At 62.7% G+C, this 20367-nt stretch carries 20 protein-coding genes; 9 read left to right on the forward strand and 11 right to left on the reverse strand.

Annotated elements, in window-relative coordinates:
- The first annotated feature begins 2 nt into the window (after positions 1-2).
- Complete coding sequence (locus O148_RS14780) at positions 3-1421, forward strand: sulfatase-like hydrolase/transferase (protein ID WP_051619810.1); 1419 nt, start codon at positions 3-5, stop codon at positions 1419-1421.
- Between the two features lie 75 nt (positions 1422-1496).
- Here the strand turns inward: O148_RS14780 and O148_RS0104130 are convergent, their stop codons facing one another.
- The 5 genes from O148_RS0104130 to O148_RS0104150 all read right to left on the reverse strand — a co-directional run bounded on the left by O148_RS0104130 (position 1497) and on the right by O148_RS0104150 (position 5967).
- On the reverse strand, positions 1497-1976 hold the full coding sequence (locus O148_RS0104130; protein ID WP_026529895.1) for a hypothetical protein: 480 nt from the start codon (positions 1974-1976) through the stop codon (positions 1497-1499).
- Positions 1977-2209: 233 nt separating this feature from the next.
- Positions 2210-3664, reverse strand: coding sequence for a sodium/solute symporter (locus tag O148_RS0104135; RefSeq protein ID WP_026529896.1), 1455 nt, complete (start codon positions 3662-3664; stop codon positions 2210-2212).
- Positions 3665-3672: 8 nt separating this feature from the next.
- Complete coding sequence (locus O148_RS14785) at positions 3673-4044, reverse strand: DUF485 domain-containing protein (RefSeq protein ID WP_035744752.1); 372 nt, start codon at positions 4042-4044, stop codon at positions 3673-3675.
- Positions 4041-4766 (reverse strand): LytR/AlgR family response regulator transcription factor, encoded by a 726-nt coding sequence (locus tag O148_RS0104145; protein ID WP_026529898.1) that lies wholly within the window; start codon positions 4764-4766, stop codon positions 4041-4043. Before O148_RS0104145 ends, O148_RS14785 begins: the two co-directional genes overlap by 4 nt.
- A 19-nt stretch (positions 4767-4785) precedes the next feature.
- On the reverse strand, positions 4786-5967 hold the full coding sequence (locus tag O148_RS0104150; RefSeq protein WP_026529899.1) for a sensor histidine kinase: 1182 nt from the start codon (positions 5965-5967) through the stop codon (positions 4786-4788).
- Positions 5968-6189: 222 nt separating this feature from the next.
- Here O148_RS0104150 and O148_RS14790 point away from each other — a divergent pair, with 222 nt between their 5' ends.
- Both O148_RS14790 and O148_RS0104160 read left to right on the forward strand, forming a co-directional pair.
- On the forward strand, positions 6190-6549 hold the full coding sequence (locus O148_RS14790; protein ID WP_035744913.1) for a DUF485 domain-containing protein: 360 nt from the start codon (positions 6190-6192) through the stop codon (positions 6547-6549).
- On the forward strand, positions 6550-8199 hold the full coding sequence (locus O148_RS0104160; RefSeq protein WP_051619811.1) for a solute symporter family protein: 1650 nt from the start codon (positions 6550-6552) through the stop codon (positions 8197-8199).
- 61 nt (positions 8200-8260) lie between these two features.
- Here the strand turns inward: O148_RS0104160 and O148_RS0104165 are convergent, their stop codons facing one another.
- Entirely contained in the window at positions 8261-8737 is a 477-nt protein-coding gene (locus O148_RS0104165; RefSeq protein ID WP_035744754.1) for an Lrp/AsnC family transcriptional regulator, read from the reverse strand.
- 154 nt (positions 8738-8891) lie between these two features.
- Here O148_RS0104165 and pdhA point away from each other — a divergent pair, with 154 nt between their 5' ends.
- Genes pdhA through O148_RS0104180 form a run of 3 tightly spaced genes read left to right on the forward strand, consistent with a single transcriptional unit; the run spans position 8892 to position 12407 of the window.
- Positions 8892-10034: a pyruvate dehydrogenase (acetyl-transferring) E1 component subunit alpha gene (gene pdhA / locus O148_RS0104170; protein ID WP_026529902.1), complete on the forward strand. Its 1143-nt coding sequence runs from the start codon at positions 8892-8894 to the stop codon at positions 10032-10034.
- Complete coding sequence (locus O148_RS0104175) at positions 10035-11027, forward strand: alpha-ketoacid dehydrogenase subunit beta (protein WP_026529903.1); 993 nt, start codon at positions 10035-10037, stop codon at positions 11025-11027.
- A 9-nt stretch (positions 11028-11036) separates the two neighbouring features.
- Positions 11037-12407: a dihydrolipoamide acetyltransferase family protein gene (locus O148_RS0104180; RefSeq protein WP_026529904.1), complete on the forward strand. Its 1371-nt coding sequence runs from the start codon at positions 11037-11039 to the stop codon at positions 12405-12407.
- 99 nt (positions 12408-12506) lie between these two features.
- Here the strand turns inward: O148_RS0104180 and O148_RS0104185 are convergent, their stop codons facing one another.
- From O148_RS0104185 to O148_RS0104195, 3 genes are read right to left on the reverse strand one after another with little or no spacing between them, the layout of a single operon-like run.
- The gene (locus O148_RS0104185) at positions 12507-14039 is read right to left on the reverse strand and encodes a tripartite tricarboxylate transporter permease (RefSeq protein WP_026529905.1); all 1533 of its coding nucleotides are present in this window, start codon (positions 14037-14039) and stop codon (positions 12507-12509) included.
- Positions 14040-14702 carry a tripartite tricarboxylate transporter TctB family protein gene (locus O148_RS0104190; protein WP_026529906.1) on the reverse strand — a complete coding sequence of 221 codons (663 nt, stop codon included), beginning with the start codon at positions 14700-14702 and terminating at the stop codon, positions 14040-14042.
- Positions 14699-15685, reverse strand: a complete 987-nt coding sequence (locus tag O148_RS0104195; RefSeq protein ID WP_026529907.1) for a Bug family tripartite tricarboxylate transporter substrate binding protein — start codon at positions 15683-15685, stop codon at positions 14699-14701. The genes O148_RS0104190 and O148_RS0104195 overlap by 4 nt, the downstream gene beginning before the upstream one ends.
- A 130-nt stretch (positions 15686-15815) precedes the next feature.
- Here O148_RS0104195 and O148_RS14795 point away from each other — a divergent pair, with 130 nt between their 5' ends.
- The 3 genes from O148_RS14795 to O148_RS0104210 all read left to right on the forward strand — a co-directional run bounded on the left by O148_RS14795 (position 15816) and on the right by O148_RS0104210 (position 19153).
- A complete protein-coding gene (locus O148_RS14795; RefSeq protein ID WP_075204275.1) occupies positions 15816-17357 on the forward strand; it encodes an ATP-binding protein in 1542 nt (513 codons plus the stop codon).
- A gap of 128 nt (positions 17358-17485) precedes the next feature.
- Positions 17486-18178, forward strand: a complete 693-nt coding sequence (locus O148_RS0104205; RefSeq protein WP_026529908.1) for a response regulator — start codon at positions 17486-17488, stop codon at positions 18176-18178.
- Positions 18179-18205: 27 nt separating this feature from the next.
- On the forward strand, positions 18206-19153 hold the full coding sequence (locus tag O148_RS0104210) for a Dyp-type peroxidase (RefSeq protein WP_026529909.1): 948 nt from the start codon (positions 18206-18208) through the stop codon (positions 19151-19153).
- A gap of 39 nt (positions 19154-19192) precedes the next feature.
- On the opposite strand, the gene O148_RS0104215 is transcribed toward O148_RS0104210, so the two are convergent.
- Positions 19193-19663: a GNAT family N-acetyltransferase gene (locus O148_RS0104215; protein ID WP_157374480.1), complete on the reverse strand. Its 471-nt coding sequence runs from the start codon at positions 19661-19663 to the stop codon at positions 19193-19195.
- A gap of 185 nt (positions 19664-19848) precedes the next feature.
- On the reverse strand, positions 19849-20367 hold a 519-nt coding region (locus O148_RS0104220), incomplete at its 5' end, for an HNH endonuclease signature motif containing protein (protein WP_026529911.1).

Here is a 20367-nt window from a genome sequence, read left to right on the forward strand (position 1 = left end):
CCATGAGCACGCGCCCAAATTTTCTGGTCATCATGACCGATGACCAGGGCGCTTTTTCCCCCGGCGATCGCATGCCGGAACTCATCACGCCGACCCTCGATTACCTCGCCGCCACCGGGCGTGACTTCACCCGCTTTTTCTGCGCCTCACCGGTCTGCTCACCGGCACGCGCCAGCCTCCTCACCGGCCGAATGCCTTCGGCACACGGCGTCCACGATTGGCTCCGCGGCACCGAAAGCGGCATCGATGCCTTGGGCGTGCATTACCTTGAGGGACAAAGTACGACGGCGATGGACCTCACCACAGCGGGTTACCGCGTGGGCCACGCGGGCAAATGGCACCTCGGTGACGCGAGGGTTCCAGCCCCTGGGTTTCGCGATTGGTATGCGCATCGCGACGGGGGCGGACCCTACTATGGGGCGCCGGTTATTAAAGACGGCCGGGAGCAGACTGAACCCGGATATATTACCGACGCTATCGGTGACAATGCAGCGGCCATGCTCCGGGCGTGCGCGAGAGGCCCCGAACCCTTTTATCTCCAGGTCCACTTCACTGCCCCGCACACACCGTGGACCGAGGAAAACCATCCCGACGAGTTGCTAGACGTTTACCGCGACTGCACCTTTGACAGCGTCCCCAGGCCGGATCGCGACCCGTGGGCAAACCCGTATTTCGACGCAGCTTTTGCCGACCCGGTCGCTGCGTTACGCGGATACTGCGCCTCGCTCACCGGAGTTGACCGCGCCGTTGAAAGACTGGTCTCGATTCTGGATGAAACAGGCGCCCGAGACGATACATACATCATCTTCTCGTCGGATAACGGGTTCAGTTGCGGGCACCGCGGCTTTTGGGGCAAAGGCAACGGAACATGGCCGTTGAACTGTTGGGATCCGTCCGTCTTGGTGCCGTTTTACGTCAACCGCCCCGGAACGATCGAACCGGGAGTCGATTCCACTCTCACCAGCGCCGTTTCGTTGCGCCCCACCATTCTTGAACTCGCGGGGCTCACCCCGCCGGAGGATCCTCTGGCTGCGGGCACTTCCTTCGCGAACCGCCTCCTCGCGCCACCGGCGGTGGAGCCAGCGGACGCAGAGCCCATTGTCATTCTTGACGAGTACGGAGGCACCCGAATGATTCGCACCGATGCGCACAAGCTCATCGTGAGACGCGATGGCCCCGACGAGCTTTACGATCTTCACCAAGACCCCGGCGAAGAGCGCAACCTCATCGCAACAGCAACAGCAGCATCGCCATCGGACGTCGAAACCACCCTTCGTGATCAACTCACAGAATGGTTTCACCGGCACGCCACAGTCGAGGCCGACGCTTTTACCCGTCCTGTCACCGGGGAAGGTCAAACTGCCCCCGTCTTCGCAAGAACCAGCGACGACGAGCGCTACGTTCCCCGCCCTTTCGCCTAATCCCGCTCCGGCACGTGCAGCCGCGCCAGAATCCGCCCGGCCCGCGAGCTCACCCGCGATCGACTAACCACACAGCTAACTGGTTGGCGCGGGGCAGGCGTCCGGAACGATCGTGTAGCTGTTTTCTGACTCGGTTTGATACCGGGTGCCCTTTTCGTCTTGGAATTCCAAGCGGAACTTGTTGGCTGTGGCGGGGCGCTGTGGATCGTCGATGCTGAACTCAACCAATATCGCGGTGACGTCCCCGCTTCGAGACACCGCGACATCACCGGATTCCTTGTCCTCCCACAGCACCTTTCCTTCGGGGTCGGACTGGTACCACGCGACGCTGAAAGCTGCCGGAATGTTCCTCGCGTCGGGCGCCGAGACCACCCACAGTGGACCGGTTGACACATTCTCGGTATCCACAAAACGCCCGGTAAAACCGCTAAACGTTCGGCTGTCCTCATTAATCATCTGGTAGCTGACAATGGTTGGAGTGCCGCTGTTATCTCTTGGTGAGCACACCTCGAAAAGATCGCCCCCGCCCAGGCTGAATTTGTCGGGCGCAGACAAGGTACATGAACTCAGTGTGAGAACACTAACCAGGGCAAGTGCTAGCGACGCGAACCGCAGGAAATGACCGCTAGATCGCGCCGGTTTGCTTGACAACTGAAGCCCCAATTTCCTCGGTGGCACCCACCAATTGTTCAATATGCGTCGTAGGTGAAACAGTAGTCGTTGCCGAGGACCAGGGGAAGAGTTGCGTGTCAGAGGGGTTTGCTGCCGTCAGTGGCGCGCGGGCCCACCTACTCCGGCACGTGCAGCCGCGCCAGAATTCGTCCGGCCCGCGAGCTCACCCGCGACCGCGTCATAACCGACACCGCCATCATCACGACGAAGGCGCTCGGTACCGTGAGGAGTGCCGGCTGAGCGACCACCCCGGCCAGCACCGGGTTCGCCAGCGACACCCCTGTTGCGCTCAACACCAGCGCTGTGCCGCACAGCACCGCCCCAACACCCATCCCGGCGAGCGCACCCACATCGGTCAGCGACCGCCACCAAATCCCGAGCACCAGCAGCGGGCAAATCGTTGACGCGGTAAACGCAAAAACCATCCCCACCGACCCGGCAAGCCCCTGCGAACCCGTCGCCAACGCAATCGGCAACGGGATCAGCGCTGCCACCAAGGCGCAAACCCGAAAACCCGCCACCGACCCGCGAAAAACCTCCTGCGACATCACCCCGGCGAGCGAAATGACCAGCCCGCTGGTGGTGGACAAAAAGGCGGCAAAAGCGCCCGCGGTGACCATCGCCGTCGTCATTTCACCCCAGATGCCCGGCAATATCAGCGAGGGTAAGAGCAATACCGTGCCGTCCGCATTGCCGGGGCCCAGCTGCTCCGCGTAGGCGCGGCCGAGGACCCCGAAAATCGTCGGAAAAATGTAAAACAGCGCGAGCAGCCCGAGCACAATCACCGTGGTGCGGCGCGCGGAATTGCCGTCCGGGTTCGTGTAAAACCGCACCAGCACGTGCGGCAGCCCGAGCGTGCCGAACAGCAGCGCCACCACAAGCGACGCGGTCGCATAAAAACTCCCTGCGGTGATCTCCGGCATCTCGTAATTGCCGGGATCGGCGAGCGGATTCAGCCCGCGCGCCCCCAGGAACGCGAGCACCAGGATCACCGGCACCGCAATCGCGGTGAGCTTGAGCCAAAATTGGAACGCCTGCACAAAGGTGATGGAGCGCATCCCACCAAAAATCACCGAGAGTACGACGACGAGGATCACCACGAGTGCCCCGACCCAGCTTGGCATTCCGGTCGCCAAACGGATAGTGAGGCCCGCGCCTTGGAGTTGCGGGACGATGTACAGCCAACCGACAATCACGACGAGGACGCTCGTCACGGTGCGAACTCGCGCGGATTCGAGGCGGAAGGCGGCGAAGTCGGAGATGGTGTAGGCGCCCGAGCGGCGCAGCGGCGCGGCCACAAAGAGCAGCAGCATGAGGTAGCCCGCGGTGTAGCCGACCGGATACCACAGGGCTTCGCGACCCGCGGTGACGATGAGCCCGGCGACGCCCAAGAAACTGGCCGCGGAGAGGTATTCGCCGCCAATGGCCGAGGCGTTCCACCAGGGTTTTACGGTGCGGGAGGCGACGTAAAAGTCGCTGGTGGTGCGGGAAATTTTGAGACCGTAGACGCCGATAAGCAAGGTGGCGAGGCAGACGCTGGCAATGGTGAGGGTGGTGCTGAGGGTGTTCATTCGCCGGGTTATTCGTTGGTGAGCCGGTTGAATCGGCGCTCGTTGCGGGCGGCGGCGCGGTAAAAGAGGTAGCCGGAGGCAATGGTGAGCGGATAGGCGAGGAATCCGAGCAGGATCCATGGGAGTGGGATGCCGGCGATCGTGAGCGCGGAAATGTCGGGGAAGAGCGCCGTGAGTATGGGGACCGAGAGTAGAAGGACCAGGAACCCGATCGCAACGACAGCTGCGAGGCGGAACTGGGTGCGGATCAGGGAGCGGACCACGGCGTCCGCCACGGGGGAGTGCTCGTCGAGTTCATCGCGCAAGGTGGCGGGTGCGTGGTTGGTTCGCGCGCTAGGGGGTGCGGTGACGCGCACGCGCGGGGGCGTGTTTTCGCTCATCGGGGGCGTACCCGGGTGGACTCGAGTTCGCTGCGCACCTGGGGCAAGTGGCGGCGGCTGATCGGCAACTGCGCCCCGCCGACGCTCACGCTGGGGCCGCTTGTTGTGCCGGACGTGCCCGTGGTCCGTACTTCGTCAAGGTGGGCGAGCGCCACCAAATACGAGCGGTGGATGCGGATGAACCCGGAGGGTCTCCACTGTTCTTCGAGCTCGCTCATGGGTACGCGGATCAGGTAGCTCGAGTCCCGGGTGTGCAGGCGGGCATAGTCGCCCTGGGCTTGGACGTAGAGAATCTCATCCTGCCGGATTCGCTTGGACACGCCCGCCTGATCCACGGTGACCATGTCTGCGGGCTCTTGGGACGTGAACTGTTGGATGCGGCGGAGCGCCTCGGCGAGCCTTGCCGGTCGCACCGGTTTCAGCAGATAGTCGGTGGCCTGCAGGTCGAAGGCATCGAGCGCCTTGTCCTCATCGGCGGTGACAAAGACAATCGCCGGGGGCGTGGGCAGGGCGCGCAGCTGCGCGGCGACGTCCAGGCCGGAAAGCCCGGGCATGTGAATGTCGAGGAACACGCCGTCCGGCTCGTGCTCGCGGATGAGTTCCAGCGCGCTGCGCGCATTCTTGGCGGCAAAGACGTGGTCAATCCGCGAATCCTGGCTGAGCAGGAAACTCAGTTCGTCGATGGCGGGTTGCTCATCGTCGGCGATGACAAGGGTGAGCATGGTTCCAGACTACTGAGCGTCAACTATTCCGCGCACCCTCATCCCGTGTCGGCTGCGACTTCGGAAACCGCAATTGCACCATCGTCCCCGCACCCACCTGTGTTTCCACCACGAGCCCATAGTCCTCCCCGTACACCTGCCGCATCCGCAGATCCACGTTGCGCATGCCGACATGCGCGCTCGGGTCCGTCCCGGAAAGCAGGCGCAAAAGCTCGTCCGGATCCATGCCCACGCCATTGTCTTCGATGCGCACCCGAGCGCAAGTGCCGTCGTCGTACGCCTCAATGGTGAGGAGCCCGGAACCCTCCTTTTCCTGCAAACCATGCCGCACCGCATTCTCCACAAGCGGCTGCAAGCTCAGGAACGGGACAATCGTGGAGAGGACCTCCGGGCCAATATTCAGCTGCACCTTGAGCCGGTCGCCGAAGCGGGCGCGCTCGAGCTCGAGGTAGCGGTTAATGTTCTCCAGCTCCTCGGCCAGGGTCGTGAAATCGCCCTGGCGCCGGAACGAGTACCGCGTGAAGTCGGCGAACTCCAGCACCAACTCGCGGGCTCGCGGCGGGTCGGTGTGAATGAACGAGGCGATCGCGTTCAACGAGTTGTAAATGAAATGCGGGCTGATTTGCGCGCGCAACGCCTTGATCTCCGCCTCCATCAACAGCGTCCGCGACTCCTCCAACTGCGCCAACTCCATCTGGCTGCCCAGCCACACCGCGAGTTCTCCGGTGGCCCGGATCAGCCCCGCGCTCGCCTGCGGCGCCAGAACAACGACGGCGGCACTCGGCTCCCCTTGAATTCTCACCGGAGCGGCAATCGCCTCCTCGGATTTAGTGAGCCGCTCCGTGGTGGTCCTTCCAGAAGCCATCGATTCCTGGGCCATTGCCAGGAGGTCCCCGGGATTCGCACTGCTCTTTCCCTCCTGGGCGAGGATGCCTTCGCGATCGGTGATGACCAACGCGTTCGCGGCTACCAGGGTGCTCAAGTGTTTGGCGGCTCGGGCCGCAGCAGTTGGGTTGAGGCCGGAGCGCAGATGCGTGGAGGCGAGCGCGGCGGTGTGGAGCGTGCGATAGGTAGCGTGATCCGCGTCGGAGCCAAGGTCCCGGGTGGAACGGGTGAACCGGAAACCGATGTAGGCGACCGCCGCGAGAGTCAGGACAGCCGCGCAAATCGCGAGGACGAGGTTCAACGCCGAATCTGGCATGCGCTCACTCTATCGTTTTGCGGTCCGCGACCGTTTGTCGCATGTAAACGGCCGTCCGGCGACGGCGGCGCGGTTGATGCCGCGGGCGGAGCGCGCGGTGAGGCACAGTGATATAGGTCACACCTATGGGGGAGGCCCTGCATGGCGCGGGGCCTAGTGACCGACACATGCCGTCGAGGCGCATTATCGAGGAGGATAGTGATGAGTCAGCATTCCGCCGAGGTGGGTTCAGAAGTCCCACCCGACACCGACTTTCAAGCGATTCAACAGGAACCGCAATTCAAGGAACTCAAACGGCGATACCGTTCTTTCGCATTCCCCATGGCGGCCGCATTCCTGATCTGGTATTTCCTGTACGTGCTCTTGGCCGATTACGCGCACGAGTTCATGTCGACAAAGCTCTTCGGCAATATCAACGTAGGCCTTGTCTTCGGGTTGCTGCAGTTTGTCACGACCTTCGGCATCACCATGTGGTACGTGAGCTACTCCAACCGCAAGCTGGATCCGTTGGCCACCGAGATTCGCGAGGAAATTGAATATCCGGATGCCGCGGTGTCCGCCGAAGGTAAGGGTGACAAATAAATGAGTGTGCTCACGGGATATGTGTCGAGCTCCGTCTCGGCTGCCGGTATAACCGCGGCAGATATTAAGAACACGACGTTCTTGAACATCGGCATCTTCGCGGCCTTTGTTTTGGTGACGCTCGTGGTGGTGCTGCGGGCCAGCCGCAATAACAAGACCGCCGCTGACTATTACGCCGCCGGGCGTTCCTTCTCCGGCCCGCAGAACGGCACCGCAATTGCCGGGGATTACCTCTCCGCCGCGTCCTTCTTGGGGATTTGCGGTGCCATTGCGATCAACGGCTACGACGGGTTCCTCTACTCCATTGGGTTCCTGGTGGCCTGGCTCGTGGCGCTGCTCTTGGTGGCCGAGCTCTTGCGCAACACCGGCAAATACACGATGGCGGATGTGCTCTCCTTTCGCCTCAAGCAGCGCCCGGTGCGCATCGCCGCGGCGATCACGACTCTGGTGGTCTGCTTCTTCTACCTGCTCGCGCAAATGGCCGGTGCCGGCGCGTTGATCTCGCTGTTGCTCGGTGTCGATGACGCCGTGGGCCAAGGGCTCGTCATCACCATTGTGGGTGTGCTCATGATTGTGTATGTGCTGATCGGCGGGATGAAGGGCACCACCTGGGTGCAGATCATCAAGGCGTGTTTGCTCATTGCCGGTGCGGCGATCATGACCGTGTGGGTGCTCTCGATGTATGGCTTCAACCTGTCCGAACTCTTAGGCGGAGCCGTAGCTGCCGGTGGCGAAAATGGTGCATCCCTGCTGGATCCTGGTAAGCAGTACGGTGCCTCGGCGACGACCAAGCTGGACTTCATCTCCTTGGCGCTCGCCCTGGTCTTGGGTACGGCCGGTCTGCCGCACGTACTGATGCGTTTCTACACTGTCCCGACGGCCAAGGAAGCGCGCCGCTCGGTGGTGTGGGCGATCTGGCTGATCGGCATCTTCTACCTCTTCACCTTGGTGCTCGGTTACGGTGCCGGTGCGATCATCGGGCCGGAGGCCATCAAGGGCGCGCCCGGCGGCGTGAACTCGGCGGCACCGCTGCTCGCGTTCGCCCTCGGCGGCCCGGTGCTGCTCGGCATCATTTCCGCGGTCGCGTTCGCCACGATCCTCGCGGTGGTCGCGGGCCTGACGATTACCGCGGCGGCGTCCTTCTCGCACGATATTTACGCGAACGTGATTCGCAAGGGGAATGTCTCCCCGGGCGGAGAAGTGAAGGTCGCTCGCATCACGGTGGTGGTGATTGGGCTTCTGGCGATTGCCGGCGGTATCGGCGCTCGCGGGCAGAACGTCGCATTCCTGGTGGCGCTAGCCTTCGCGGTCGCTGCCAGCGCGAACCTGCCGACCATCCTGTACTCGCTGTTCTGGAAGCGGTTCACCACCCGCGGTGCGCTCTGGAGCATGTACGGCGGTCTGATCTCGTGCGTGGTGCTGATCGTGTTCTCGCCGGTGTTCTCCGGCAAGGCGACCTCGATCATTCCAGACGCGAACTTCGCCTGGTTCCCGCTGGCGAACCCTGGCATCATCTCGATACCGCTCGCGTTCATTCTGGGATGGCTCGGCACGGTGACCGGTAAGAACACCGAGGACCCGGCCAAGCAGGCCGAGATGGAGGTGCGGTCCCTGACCGGGGTCGGCGCGGAAAAGGCGGTGAGCCACTAGCCTCACCCCGTCTATGTAGCGCGACACGCCGAGGAAACACGCGTTTCCTCGGCGTGTCGCGCTACATAGACGAGGGGGCGGGGGGACTGAGCAGCGGATCGATCCGGAACGGGATGAGCTCGCTCATTGCAAGGGAGGTATCGGTCCGCTCCACGCCCTCGATCGCCAGGATTTCCGAGTTGACCCGAAACAGATCTTCGGCGCCCTCGGCCACCACGCGGATCAGGATGTCCGCGGGTCCGGTCACGCCGTGGGCCTGCACCACCTCTGGAATCTCCTGTAGCGCCGCGGCTATATCGGCGAGCCGCCGTTGCTGCACGTGCGCGTGAATGAACGCAACCAGCGGATACCCGAGCGCCGTCGGATTCACGCTGGCGGCATAGGAAGAGAACACGCCCTTCCCGTCCAATTGGTTCAGCCGCGCCTGTACCGTGTTTCGTGAAATGCCGAGGTGATTGGCCAGGGAGACCACGCTCTGCCGCGGGTCTTTCATGAGCGCCGAAAGGATGCGCGCATCGGTCTGATCAATGGTGTGCATAGTGCTCAATAGTAGACCGACGAATCTGGATATACTAGGCATTCTGCTCAAGAGCGGCGCGTGATGTTGTGCTCATTGAACAATGTGAGTACTGTCACAATAACTCTCGCAACGGCGCGAGAGTTCCCAACACGTACAGATTTAAGGTGTGTGAATGGACTCGGTCCAGGAAACGTCGGCCTCCATCCCGTCGACACAATATGACGTTCAGCAAGGCGATACCGTCCTCCAGCTTCTGACCCCCGAAGGCGAGCGCGTCCCGAACGCGGAACTGGACGTCTGGCTCGAAGACATCGACCAGGACGCGATGATCAAGCTGTATCGGGACATGGTCGTCGCCCGCCGCATCGACGCCGAGGCCACCGCGCTCCAGCGCCAGGGTCACTTGGCGCTCTGGCCCCCGTTCCAGGGGCAGGAGGCCGCGCAGGTCGGTTCGGCGCACGCCCTCAACTCGGACGACTTTGTCTTCCCCTCCTACCGCGAAAACGCCGTCGCCTACGTCCGCGGCGTGAACATGACGGACATGTTGCGCGTCTGGCGCGGCAACGCGCACGGCGGTTGGAACCCGCGCGATGTCCACATTGCCCCGACGCAGGTCATTATCGGGGCGCAGTCCCTGCACGCGGCCGGGTATGCGATGGGTGTGAAGCTCGACGGCGGCACCCAAGTAGCCATCGCATATTACGGTGACGGGGCCACCAGTCAGGGCGACGTTCACGAGGCAATGGTTTTCGCCGCCTCTTACGGGGCGCCGGCAATTTTCTTCTGCCAGAACAATCACTGGGCGATTTCCGAACCGGTGGGCCTGCAGTCCCACACCCCTCTTGCCGCCCGCGGGGAAGGCGTGGGACTGGCCAGTTACCGCATCGACGGCAATGACGTCCTGGTCTCGCTGGCCGTGACGCGCATGGCCGCGGCCGCGGCCCGAGACGGCGGCGGCCCCAGCTTCATCGAGGCGATTACCTACCGCATTGGCCCACACACCACGGCGGATGACCCAACCCGCTACCGCGACGCCAACGAGGTCGAAGAGTGGAAGGGCAAAGACCCGATCGCCCGCCTGGAAAAGTACCTGATTGCCCAAGGCGTCGACGCGGACGAGCTCCGCGCGGGCGCCCAAGCCGAAGCGGACACGGTGGCCGCAGACCTCCGCAAGGGCGTCACCAACCTGACCGACCCGGAACCCATGGAAGTCTTCGACAACGTCTACGTTGAACCGCACCCGGTCCTCGAGGAACAGCGCGAAAACTACCGCGAGTACCTGGAGAGCTTCACCACCGCAGAAGGGGCGCGCTAAATGGAAAAGGTCACCTTCTCCCGCGCCATCAACCAGGGGCTCCGCCGCGCCATGGAAGACGATGACAAGGTCTTGCTCATGGGCGAGGACATTGGCAAGCTCGGCGGCGTCTTCCGCATCACGGACGGACTGCAAAAGGATTTCGGCGAACACCGCGTCATCGACACCCCGCTTGCCGAGTCCGGCATTGTTGGCACCGCGATCGGTCTTGCGTTCCGCGGTTTCCGTCCCGTGGTCGAGATCCAATTCGACGGCTTTGTCTACCCGGCGTTCGACCAGATCGTCTCGCAAATCGCGAAAATGCACTACCGTACCCGCGGCGCCGTGAACCTGCCGATCACCATCCGCATCCCGTACGGCGGCGGCATCGGTTCGCCCGAGCATCACAGCGAGTCCCCGGAAGCGTACTTCATGCACACCCCGGGCCTCCGAGTCGTCACGGTATCCAACCCGCAGGACGCCTACACCACGCTCCGCCAAGCCATCGCGAGCGATGACCCGGTCATCTACTTTGAGCCCAAGCGCCGCTACCACACCAAGGGCGAAGTCGACTTCGACGCCCCGCTAGATGCGACCCCCATGGGAAAGGCTCGCGTGGTTCGCGAAGGCAAAGACGCCACACTCGTCGCCTACGGCCCGCTGGTGATGACGGCGCTGGATGCCGCAAGCGCCGCGGCGGACGAAGGGATCGAGCTCGAAGTCATCGACCTGCGATCGCTCTCGCCCATCGACTTTGACATCGTGGTCAACTCGGTCAAGAAGACCGGGCGCCTCGTGATCGCGCACGAGGCGGCACGCACCGCGGGCCTCGGCGCCGAGCTCGCCTCCACCATTACGCAGAAGGCGTTCTTCCACCTGGAGGCACCGCCGGTTCGGGTCACCGGCCACGACCTGCCGTACCCGCCATCCAAGTTGGAGTCCCACCACCTGCCCGATCTAGACCGTATTCTTGACGGTGTCGATCAGGCCATGAACCCGGCCAGCACCGTCTAAGGAGCGCACATGATCAAGGAATTCCGGCTCCCCGACCTCGGCGAGGGCCTCACCGAATCGGAAATCGTCGCCTGGCACGTGGGCGTCGGCGACACGGTCCAACTGAACCAGATCATTGCCGACGTGGAGACCGCGAAGGCCGTCGTTGAGCTGCCATCCCCTTACGCGGGCGTCATTAAAGAACTGCACGAGCAACCGGGCACGGTCATTGCGGTCGGCGCACCTATCGTGTCCTTTGAGGTGGAGAACGACGGCGATGCCCCCGAAGACGCGCCACTCGCCCCATCGGCGGGTAACCAAAGCGAAGGCACCGGGGAAGCTCCTAAACGAGTGCCAACCCTGGTTGGTTACGGCGCCGAACCGGAGACGGGGGAGCGGCCACGGCGCCGCTCCCGCCGCAGTGCCGAACCGCAAGTTCCTGGCCGCCAAGAGCCGCGGCCGGAGCCCGTGGAACGGCCACGCTCCACGCCGCCGGTGCGCAAGCTCGCCCGCGATTTGGGCATTGACCTGGAAAGCGTGACCGGTACCGGACCCGACGGTCTCATCACGCGCGCCGATGTCCAAGCCGCACAGTCTGGCTCTGCCGACGCGTCTGGACAAGCTGCCCAGGTGAGCGCTGGCCAAGGCGGGCCGGGCGCGGGGGTCGGGGACACGCCGTCGAGCATCATTGGGGTGCAACCGGAAACGCTACGCTTCCCGATCAAGGGGGTGCGGAAGTTCACCGCGAAGGCGATGGTGGACAGCGCGTTCACGGCGCCGCATGTGAGCGAATTCCTGACCGTGGACGTGACCGAGTCCATGCGGCTGCTCGAGCGGCTGAAGTCGAGCCGGGCGTTTGCCGGGGTGAAGCTGTCGCCGCTCGCGCTGGTTGCGAAGGCGCTGATGCTCGCGGTGCGGCGGAACCCGAGCGTGAACTCCAGTTGGGACGAGGCCGCGCAAGAAATTGTGTTGCACGGGCCGGTCAATCTGGGGATTGCGGCCGCGACGCCGCGCGGGCTCGTGGTGCCCAATATTAAGAGCGCCGATCAGCTGGGGCTGCTGGACCTTGCGCAAGCGATCAACGCTCTTGCCGAACAGGCTCGTGCCGGGAAGACGCCGCCGGCTGAACTGAGCGGCGGGACGATTTCGATCACCAATATTGGCGTGTTCGGCATTGACGCGGGTACACCGATCCTGAACCCGGGCGAGGCCGCGATCCTCGCGATGGGCGCGGTGCGAAAGATGCCGTGGGAGTTTGAGGGCGAGGTGGCGTTGCGGGACGTGATGACGCTTTCGCTCTCGTTCGATCACCGGCTGGTGGATGGCGAGCAGGGCTCCAAGTTCCTCGCCGACATCGGTGCGGTGCTGCGCGATCCGGCGACGGTGCTGACCTGGGTCTAGCCGGACACAAAACTTCCGTGAGTGCTAACACGAGTTGTCACTCACGGAAGTTTTTCTGTGAGCGCTATCAGTAGTCAGCGCCCACGGAAGTTCAGCGCGCTAGCTGCTCACCAACTCGCTTTCGGCCTTCGCGAGGCTGCGGTGCCGCAAATGCTGGATCACCGAGTACACCACGGCCACGGCCAGCACCGCGTACAGGGTGATGGTGATGGGGCTGTTGAAGAGCAGCACGCTCGGATCGCCCTCGGAAACGGCTAGTGCTCGGCGGAGGGATACTTCGGCAAGCGGGCCCAGCACCACCGCGATCAGGACCGGAGCCAGCGGAATGTCGTAGCGGCGCATCATGAAGCCGAGAAGACCAATGCCGATCAGCACCCAGAGGTCAATGACCGATGAACTCATCACGTAGACGCCCAGCACCGACAGGACGGTAATTCCGGCGTAAAGGTAATGGCGAGGAATCTCCAGCAGTTTGGCCCAGAGCCGCACAAACGGCAGGTTCAGGATTAAGAGGATCACCAGGCCGATCAGCAGCGAAGCGAGCAACGTCCACACTAGGTCCGCGCTGCGCTCAAAGAGGAGCGGGCCCGGCTGGATACCGTACTGCTGGAACGCTGCCAGCATAATCGCCGCGGTGGCGGATGTCGGTAGGCCGAGCGCGAGCAGCGCTCCCATCGCAGTGCCGGCTGTCGCGTTGCCGGCCGCTTCGGGAGCGGCAACACCCTGGATCGAGCCTTTGGTGCCCCAGTCCTTGTCGCCGCGGCGCTTCGCCAGACGTTTTTCCGTGCCGTACGCCATGAACGTTGGCACTTCTGAACCGCCGGCGGGAATGATGCCAAACGGCAACCCGAATCCGGTGCCGCGCAACCAGGAGGGCAATGCTTTGCGGAAGTCTGCCTTGCTCAGCCACGGGCGACCGCCGGTGATGAACTTGGCAACGTTGGGATCGCGGTGGATTCGCGAGGCAACGTTGAAAACTTCGCCGAGCGCCAAGAGTCCAACAGTAATGATGACAATCGAGAAACCGTCGAAGAGTTGCGGGATTCCTAAGGTAAACCGAGAGGTGCCGCTTTGATCGTCAATACCAACCATTGCCAGCACCAAACCAATAGCCAGAGCCGCAATGCCCTTGACAATGGACTCTGACACCACCGAGGAGATCGCGAGGAAGGCGAACACAGCCAACGCGAAGTACTCCGCTGGCGTGAAAAGCTTTGCCAGGAGAATGAGTGATGGTGACAGGAAGATCACCAGGAAACAGGCAATGAGTCCACCGATGAACGCACCGATCGCGGCCGTGGCCAGTGCTTGCGGTGCCCGTCCGTTCTTGGCCATCTTGTGTCCCTCGAAGGTGGACGCAATTGCGGACGAGTTGCCGGGAGTGTTGAGCAAGATGCCGGATATCGAATCTCCGAAAAGGCCGCCAAAGTAGACGCCGGCGAACATGATGAACGCGCCGGTGGGATCCAAGGAAAAGGTCAATGGCAGCAGCAGCGCAACCGCCATGGATGAACCCAAGCCGGGTAGCACGCCCACGGCGGTGCCGAGAATGGCGCCGATGAGAACCCACAAGAGGTTGATAGGAGTCAGTGCGGCGGCGAGGCCCTCGCCCAAGAGCTGTAGCTGATCCATTTAGAGCAGTCCTTCCAAGAATCCGGAGGGCAAATTCAAACCAAGCAGTCCGTTGAACACGAGTTGGAAGACAGCGGAGAAAACGAATCCAATGGCCAAATCCATGAGGTATTTGCGAGAACCAAAGGCAATGCAAATCCCCCAAAAGAGCAACGCGGCCATGATGAGCCATCCCACCGGGACCAGACCAATGGTGAAGACCACGAGCGAGAGCAACACCAGGCCGATCGTCTTCCAATCCGAATACATCCGGTGCTTTTGCGCCTGTTGCACTTTCGGCATGACACCGGTGGCCACCACTTCGGGTCGCCCCGCGGAATCGCGGGTGCCCGCGGCCTCATGCGGAATGTCGCCCAAGTCATCCAGCATTTGCGGTGAGAAATCGGCGGAAAGGCTTGGATCGTCGTCGTTCTCCACGGTGGTGCCGCGAAGAATCTGAATGGTGAGCAAAATGCTCACCACATAGAGCACCCCGGCCACGATCGCGGGGAAGAACTGCGGGCCGATGAGTTCCTTGCCGCGGACCTCCATGGTCGCGGTGTTGACGGTCAGGAAGATCGCGAGCCCCAGGGTGACCGCAACCACCACAAACTCGCCGTAGCCCTTGGTTCCGCGCTTGGCCGGGCGCGCGGGCGCCGTGGTCTCAGTTGTCGATGTGCTCACAGTCCAACCTCCTTGACCAGTTCGGCGACGCGCTTGTACTCGCTCTTGAGGAATTGCTCAAATTCCGCGCCGACCATGAAACTGTCGGTCCATTCGTTGCGCTTGAGGGACTCTTTCCAGTCCTCTGAGTTCCGCATATCGGTGATAATTGCCTCGTACTCGGCGCGGGTTTCCTCCGAAATGTTGCCCGGCGCCACGAACCCGCGCCAGTTCGCGAAGACCACGTCCAAGCCCTGTTCGGTAAAGGTGGGAACGTCCACTCCCTCGAGGCGCTCCGGGGAGGAAATGCCGAGCAGCCGCACGTTTCCGGCGTCGACTTGGTCGGCAATGTCGTTGTACCCGGTGACGGCGGCAACCGTGGTGTTGGAGAGCATCGAGGAGAGCACCTCGCCGCCGCCAGAGTAGGCGATGTAGTTCATTTGCTGGGGATCGACCCCGGATTTGCGCACCACGTCGGCGATCATCAGGTGCTCTACGCTGCCGAGCGATCCGCCGGCAATAGAGGTGCCGGCGGGGTCTGCTTTGAGCTTGGCTACGAAATCGTCCAGGGTCTTGATGTCGGAGGACGCGGGTACCGCGAGCACCACGTAGTCGTCGGAGACGCGGGCAATCGGCGTGGTTTGCTCGAGTTGATTGTCGCCGCGGCCCTCCAACTCGATCGCCCCGATCATCACGGCGCCGGTCACCAGAAGTTTGTCTTCGGACCCGCTCATCGAGGTCACGAATTGGCTGAGACCGATGGTCCCGCCGGCGCCCGGAATATTGACGACCTGCACATTATTGGACGCGCCCACATCTTTGATCGCCTTCTGTGAGGCCCGGGCGAAGCCGTCCCAGCCGCCGCCCGGTGCCGCCGGGGCGATCAGCGTCAGCTTGCTACGCGCCGCCGCGCCGCCCCCAGACGATGCCGCGTTGATCCCGGCAAAGACGGTCACCGCGATCGCCACGACGGCGAAAATGACCTTTCCAACCCTTTGCTTCATTGCAAAACCTGTTCCTCACATGCGAGTGTGTCTAAAGCATTCGTTCCACTATGACGCAGGTCACAGGCGGTGCGGGTGTTCTAGTCTTAAGAATCGTTAAAACCATTAAATTCACCGGAAGCAGACTGCTGTGCGTCGATGGCTGACTCGCCTCGGAACCCTCCGCTGGCAACTGGTCGGCGTGCAGGTCTTGGCCTCGCTCGTGGTCATCGCGATCACCTCGACCGTCGCGATCAACCTCTACCTGAGCCAACAGCGCGAAATCGAGGGCCAGCGGGTGCTATCGGTGGCGCGCGCGGTCGCCTCGCTGCCGACCGTCATTGACGGGCTTCAAGGCAAAGTGACACCGACCGAGGTCAGCAAGGTCACCAACGTTATCGCTGCCAGCGCGAAAATGCGGTACATCGTCGTGGTGAATATGGACGGTGTACGCATTGCGCACCCGGACCCGAGCCTGATTGGCAAACCGCCCTCGACCGACCACAGCGCGATCCAGGACGGCCAGGAATTTGTCGGCACCGAGGAAGGAACACTCGGGCCAACCTACCGCGCGAAGGTCCCGGTGCGGTACCAGGGCGAGATCATCGGCTCGGTCTCGGTCGGGATCCCGGAGAGCGAACTCGCCACGGACGCGCGCGATGACCTCAGCGTCCTCATCCTCTGGATCGCGATCGCCGTGATCCTCGGCGCGTTTTCCGCGGCGCTCATTGCGCAACTGGTGTGGCGCCGCGTCTACGGCCAGGAATCGCGCGAAATCCGGCAACTGCTCGCCACCCAGGACGCGCTCATGCACAGTGTGCGGGAGGGTATGGTTGCGGTGGACTCGGCTGGCCGCATCACCTTGATCAATGATGAAGCCGCGCGCCTTTTGGGTTTGGTGGAGAACGACGTCGGAGCTCGCCTTCGGGACGTCATCTCACCCGAAATTGGGCTGGCAATTGAGCGGATTTCCGGGTCGGGTCAGGTGGAGGTCGTCACCTTGGAGACGCGGGCCCTGTTGCTCAGTTATACCCGGGCGAGCGTGCGCGGCGAGGACGTGGGCTCGGTGTTGGTGGTGCGGGATCGCACCGAGGTGCAAGAAGCCCTCGGATCGCTGAGCACCGAGCGATCCATGACCCGGCGGTTGCGCGATCAAACCCACGAATTCACTAACCGGATGCACGTCTTGTCCGGGCTGCTGGAATTGGGGGAGACGGAGCGGGCGCGCGCATATATCGATTCGCTGGTGGTGACGCCGCGCCATGACGTGAGCATCCCGGAAGGGATTACGGACGCGACGCTGGTAGCGCTATTGCGAGTCAAGGGGCAGGCGGCGTCCACCGAAGAAATTGAGCTGGTGGTGGATCCGGAAAGCACGTTCGGTGCAGGGGCCGAGGACGCGCAGGTGGTGGAGATTCTGGGGATCTTGCTGACCAACGCGGTAGAGGCGACGGGCCAAGGCGGAACGGTTCGAGTCAGCGTGTACGAAGGCAAGGGCGGGGAATCGACCGAGATCGTTGTGGAGGATGACGGTCCAGGGATACCCGAATCGCAACAGCAGCAGGTGCTCAAGCGCGGCTTCTCGACCAAGGGATCGGAGAGCGCCGACTCCAGCGAGCAACGCGGTGTGGGGTTGTCACTGGTGCATCGGATTGTTGGAGAGCGCCAGGGGCAGATCGACATCGGTCGATAGGTGCTGGGCGGAGCGAAGATTACGGTGTGGCTTCCGCCCCGGCGAGTGGCGGCAAAGGTGAGCGCCGGCAGTGACGGTGAGGCATCGCCGTCGGGCATCAGCAAAGGCGAGCAGGCAGGAAAGGTGAGATGAGCGAGGCAATTACCGTGGTGATGGTCGATGACGATCAGAGCGCGCGCATTGTGCACGCGGCGTATCTGGCCGAGCTGGGCGAATTTTCGCTGGTGGCCGCGCCCGGCGGCGCCGAGGAGGCCGTGCGGGAGATTCTGGTGCGGCGCCCCGGGCTGATCCTGCTGGATTTGGATTTGGGCGATGGGACCGGCTTGGATGTGCTGGCTGCGGTGCGCGAGGCCGGGGTGAACGCGGATGTCATGATGATTACCGCGTCGGGGGAGTCCGCGGTGGTGGATCGCGCGCTGGCCTTCGGCGTGGTGGATTACCTGGTGAAGCCGTTCTCCCGGGTGGAGTTTCAAAAGCGATTGCGACGGTATGCGCGGGAGAAGGGTGCCCGGGGTGAGGCAAAGGAAAGCCTGAATCAGGGCGAGATTGATCGGCGTTTTGCGCGGGCGGGCGCCGGTATCTCGGGGGCTGTTGCCTCGACGCCCAAGGGGGTTGCGGAGCCGACGCTGGAGCTGGTGCGCCAGGTGATTCGGGAGGCGGCAGGACCGCTGTCGGCGCAAGAGATTGCGGAGTTGGCGGGGATTTCCAAGGTGAGCGCGCGGCGGTATTTGGCGCATTTGGCGCAGGCCGGGCAGGTTCAAGTGCGGCCGCGATATGGGCAAGCCGGGCGGCCCGAACACCTGTATACGATGAACACATAACGTTTTTCAACGCGAACGGGGAGACAAATGGCAGATTCAAATCGAGTACCCATGCAACCGCAGAGCGTGGATGCGCCGCTGTCGCAAAGCGCGGTGTTTTTGACCGTGCGGGTGAAACCGGAGCCGGACGCCCAAAAGAAGGCGATCGCGACCGTTGCCGGGATTGGCGATCTCATCAAAGATGTGGGATTCCGGGACCTGTCGGCGCACGTGAGCTGTAACGTCGGGATCGGTAACGCGTTTTGGGGAGCGCTCGGGGTGGATGGACGGCCCTCGGAATTGCGTGACTTTACCGAGATTGTCGGGCCCAAGCACACCGCGGTGGCGACCGGCGGCGACATGTTCTTTCACATCCGTTCCGAGCGGGATGATCTGACCTATGAGATGGAGCGGCTGGTTTTGGAGTCGCTCGGTGACTCGGTTGAGGTGATGGATGAGGTCAAGGGGTTTCGCTATTTTGATAATCGGGATTTGCTCGGGTTTGTGGACGGGACCGCGAACCCGACCGGGTTGCACCTTCCCGAGTCAACGCTGGTGGGAGATGAGGACCCGGACTTCCGCGGCGGGAGCTATTTGGTGGTGCAAAAGTATGTGCATCCGCTGGATGCCTGGGAGAAGCTCACCACCGAGCATCAGGAAGCGATCATTGGCCGGCGCAAGGCGGACAACGTGGAGTTGCCGGATAATGACGCGAATCCGGCGCACAAGACGCTGACCACCGTGCACGACGAGCAGGGCGTGGAGCGCGATATTTTGCGCGACAACATGCCCTTTGCCAAGCCGGGAATTGGCGAATACGGGACGTTCTTTATTGGGTACACGCGGCGACTGTGGGTGCTGGAGAAAATGTTGGAGCGGATGTTTGTCGGCGTCGGGCCGGACAAGTATGACAAGCTCCTCGACTTCTCCACCGCGAAAACCGGGGCGACGTTCTTTGTGCCGACGCGCGAGTTCCTGGATTCGCTAGGGGACTAGCCCGGTTGAGCCGCGTTGCGCGCGGCGGTTGCCGGCGGGTTAGTCGAGTTCGAGGATGAGCTCCTCGACGACCTCGCCGCGCACGTTGGAGAACGACTTGTCTTCGCCCACCTTGGTGAAGCCCTGCTTCTCGAGAATCTTGATGGCGCCGTGGTTGTCGGCGATGGTGCGCGCCTGGACCGGACGGTCATCGAAGTCTTGCAGGAACAGGCTCAGCGCCTCTTGTGTGATGCCCTTGCCCCAATGCGCGGCGGCGACCCAATAATTGATCTCGGCGACGCCTCCGGGGGCCGGCGCGGCAATGATGCCGCCGACAACATCGCCATCGAGCGTAATGGCCTTCGCCGTCGCCAACTCGCTGGAGAGAATTTCCTGCCAGTACAGGTCAAAAACGCCGCGGTCGCTGGGGTTCTTGGGACCATATCCGGCCATGTAGTTCGCGCTCTTGTCTTGCTGCTGCTCGAAGAAGACGTCCAGGTCGGCCGGGGAAATTTCGCGTAGTTGGATCACAACATTCTCTTCTGTTGAAAGTGGGTAGTTACAGCCTACTAGTTCGCGCACCTCACCGATCATTTGAGCCAGATGCACGACGACGTGTCCCCGGCTTGATCACGCGTGCGTACCTTGGTTCTGGGGTGCTTGGGGGTTCAAGAGACGCGCGGCGCGCGGCCGCCGGGTTCCGCGATGGTCGCGGTTTAGAAGGGTGGGTTGTCGTCAACCCCGGTGGCGGTGACGTGCTGCGGGGTGGAGGCGGGTTTGTTATGCGGTCCTTGGATGGGCCGGAAGCCTTCGGCGAGGGAATTTTGGTAGCTGAAGGAGTGGTCGTTGAAGGGCCCGATCCGGTTGTCGTGGCCGGGGGTGGAGCATTCGTGGCGGAGGCATTTGAAGCACGGGCCGTTCGCGGCTTGAGCGTTGTGTTGTGCTTCAAAGGTCCACGATGCCGGATCGGCCGTGCTCTCATTTTTGCCGAGGATGCCCGAGCCTGTTGTTTCCCTTGATCCGTTTGGTGTGGTGCCGGTCCCGGTGGGTTCGGTGAGGTAGGTGTTGCACAGTGGTGAGGTCCATTGGATCGTGTTGGTTTCTGGGTCCAGGACTTTGGCTTGCCAGCCGTGGTGGGTTTTGAGGTTGTGGTGTTTGCGACACAACAACTGCAGATTCTCCGGGTTGGTTTCGCCGCCGGTGTCCCATTCGGTGATGTGGTCGGCGTCGGTACG

Source organism: Haematomicrobium sanguinis DSM 21259 (genome assembly GCF_000688395.1).
In the GTDB taxonomy this organism is placed as follows: Bacteria; Actinomycetota; Actinomycetes; order Actinomycetales; family Micrococcaceae; genus Haematomicrobium; species Haematomicrobium sanguinis.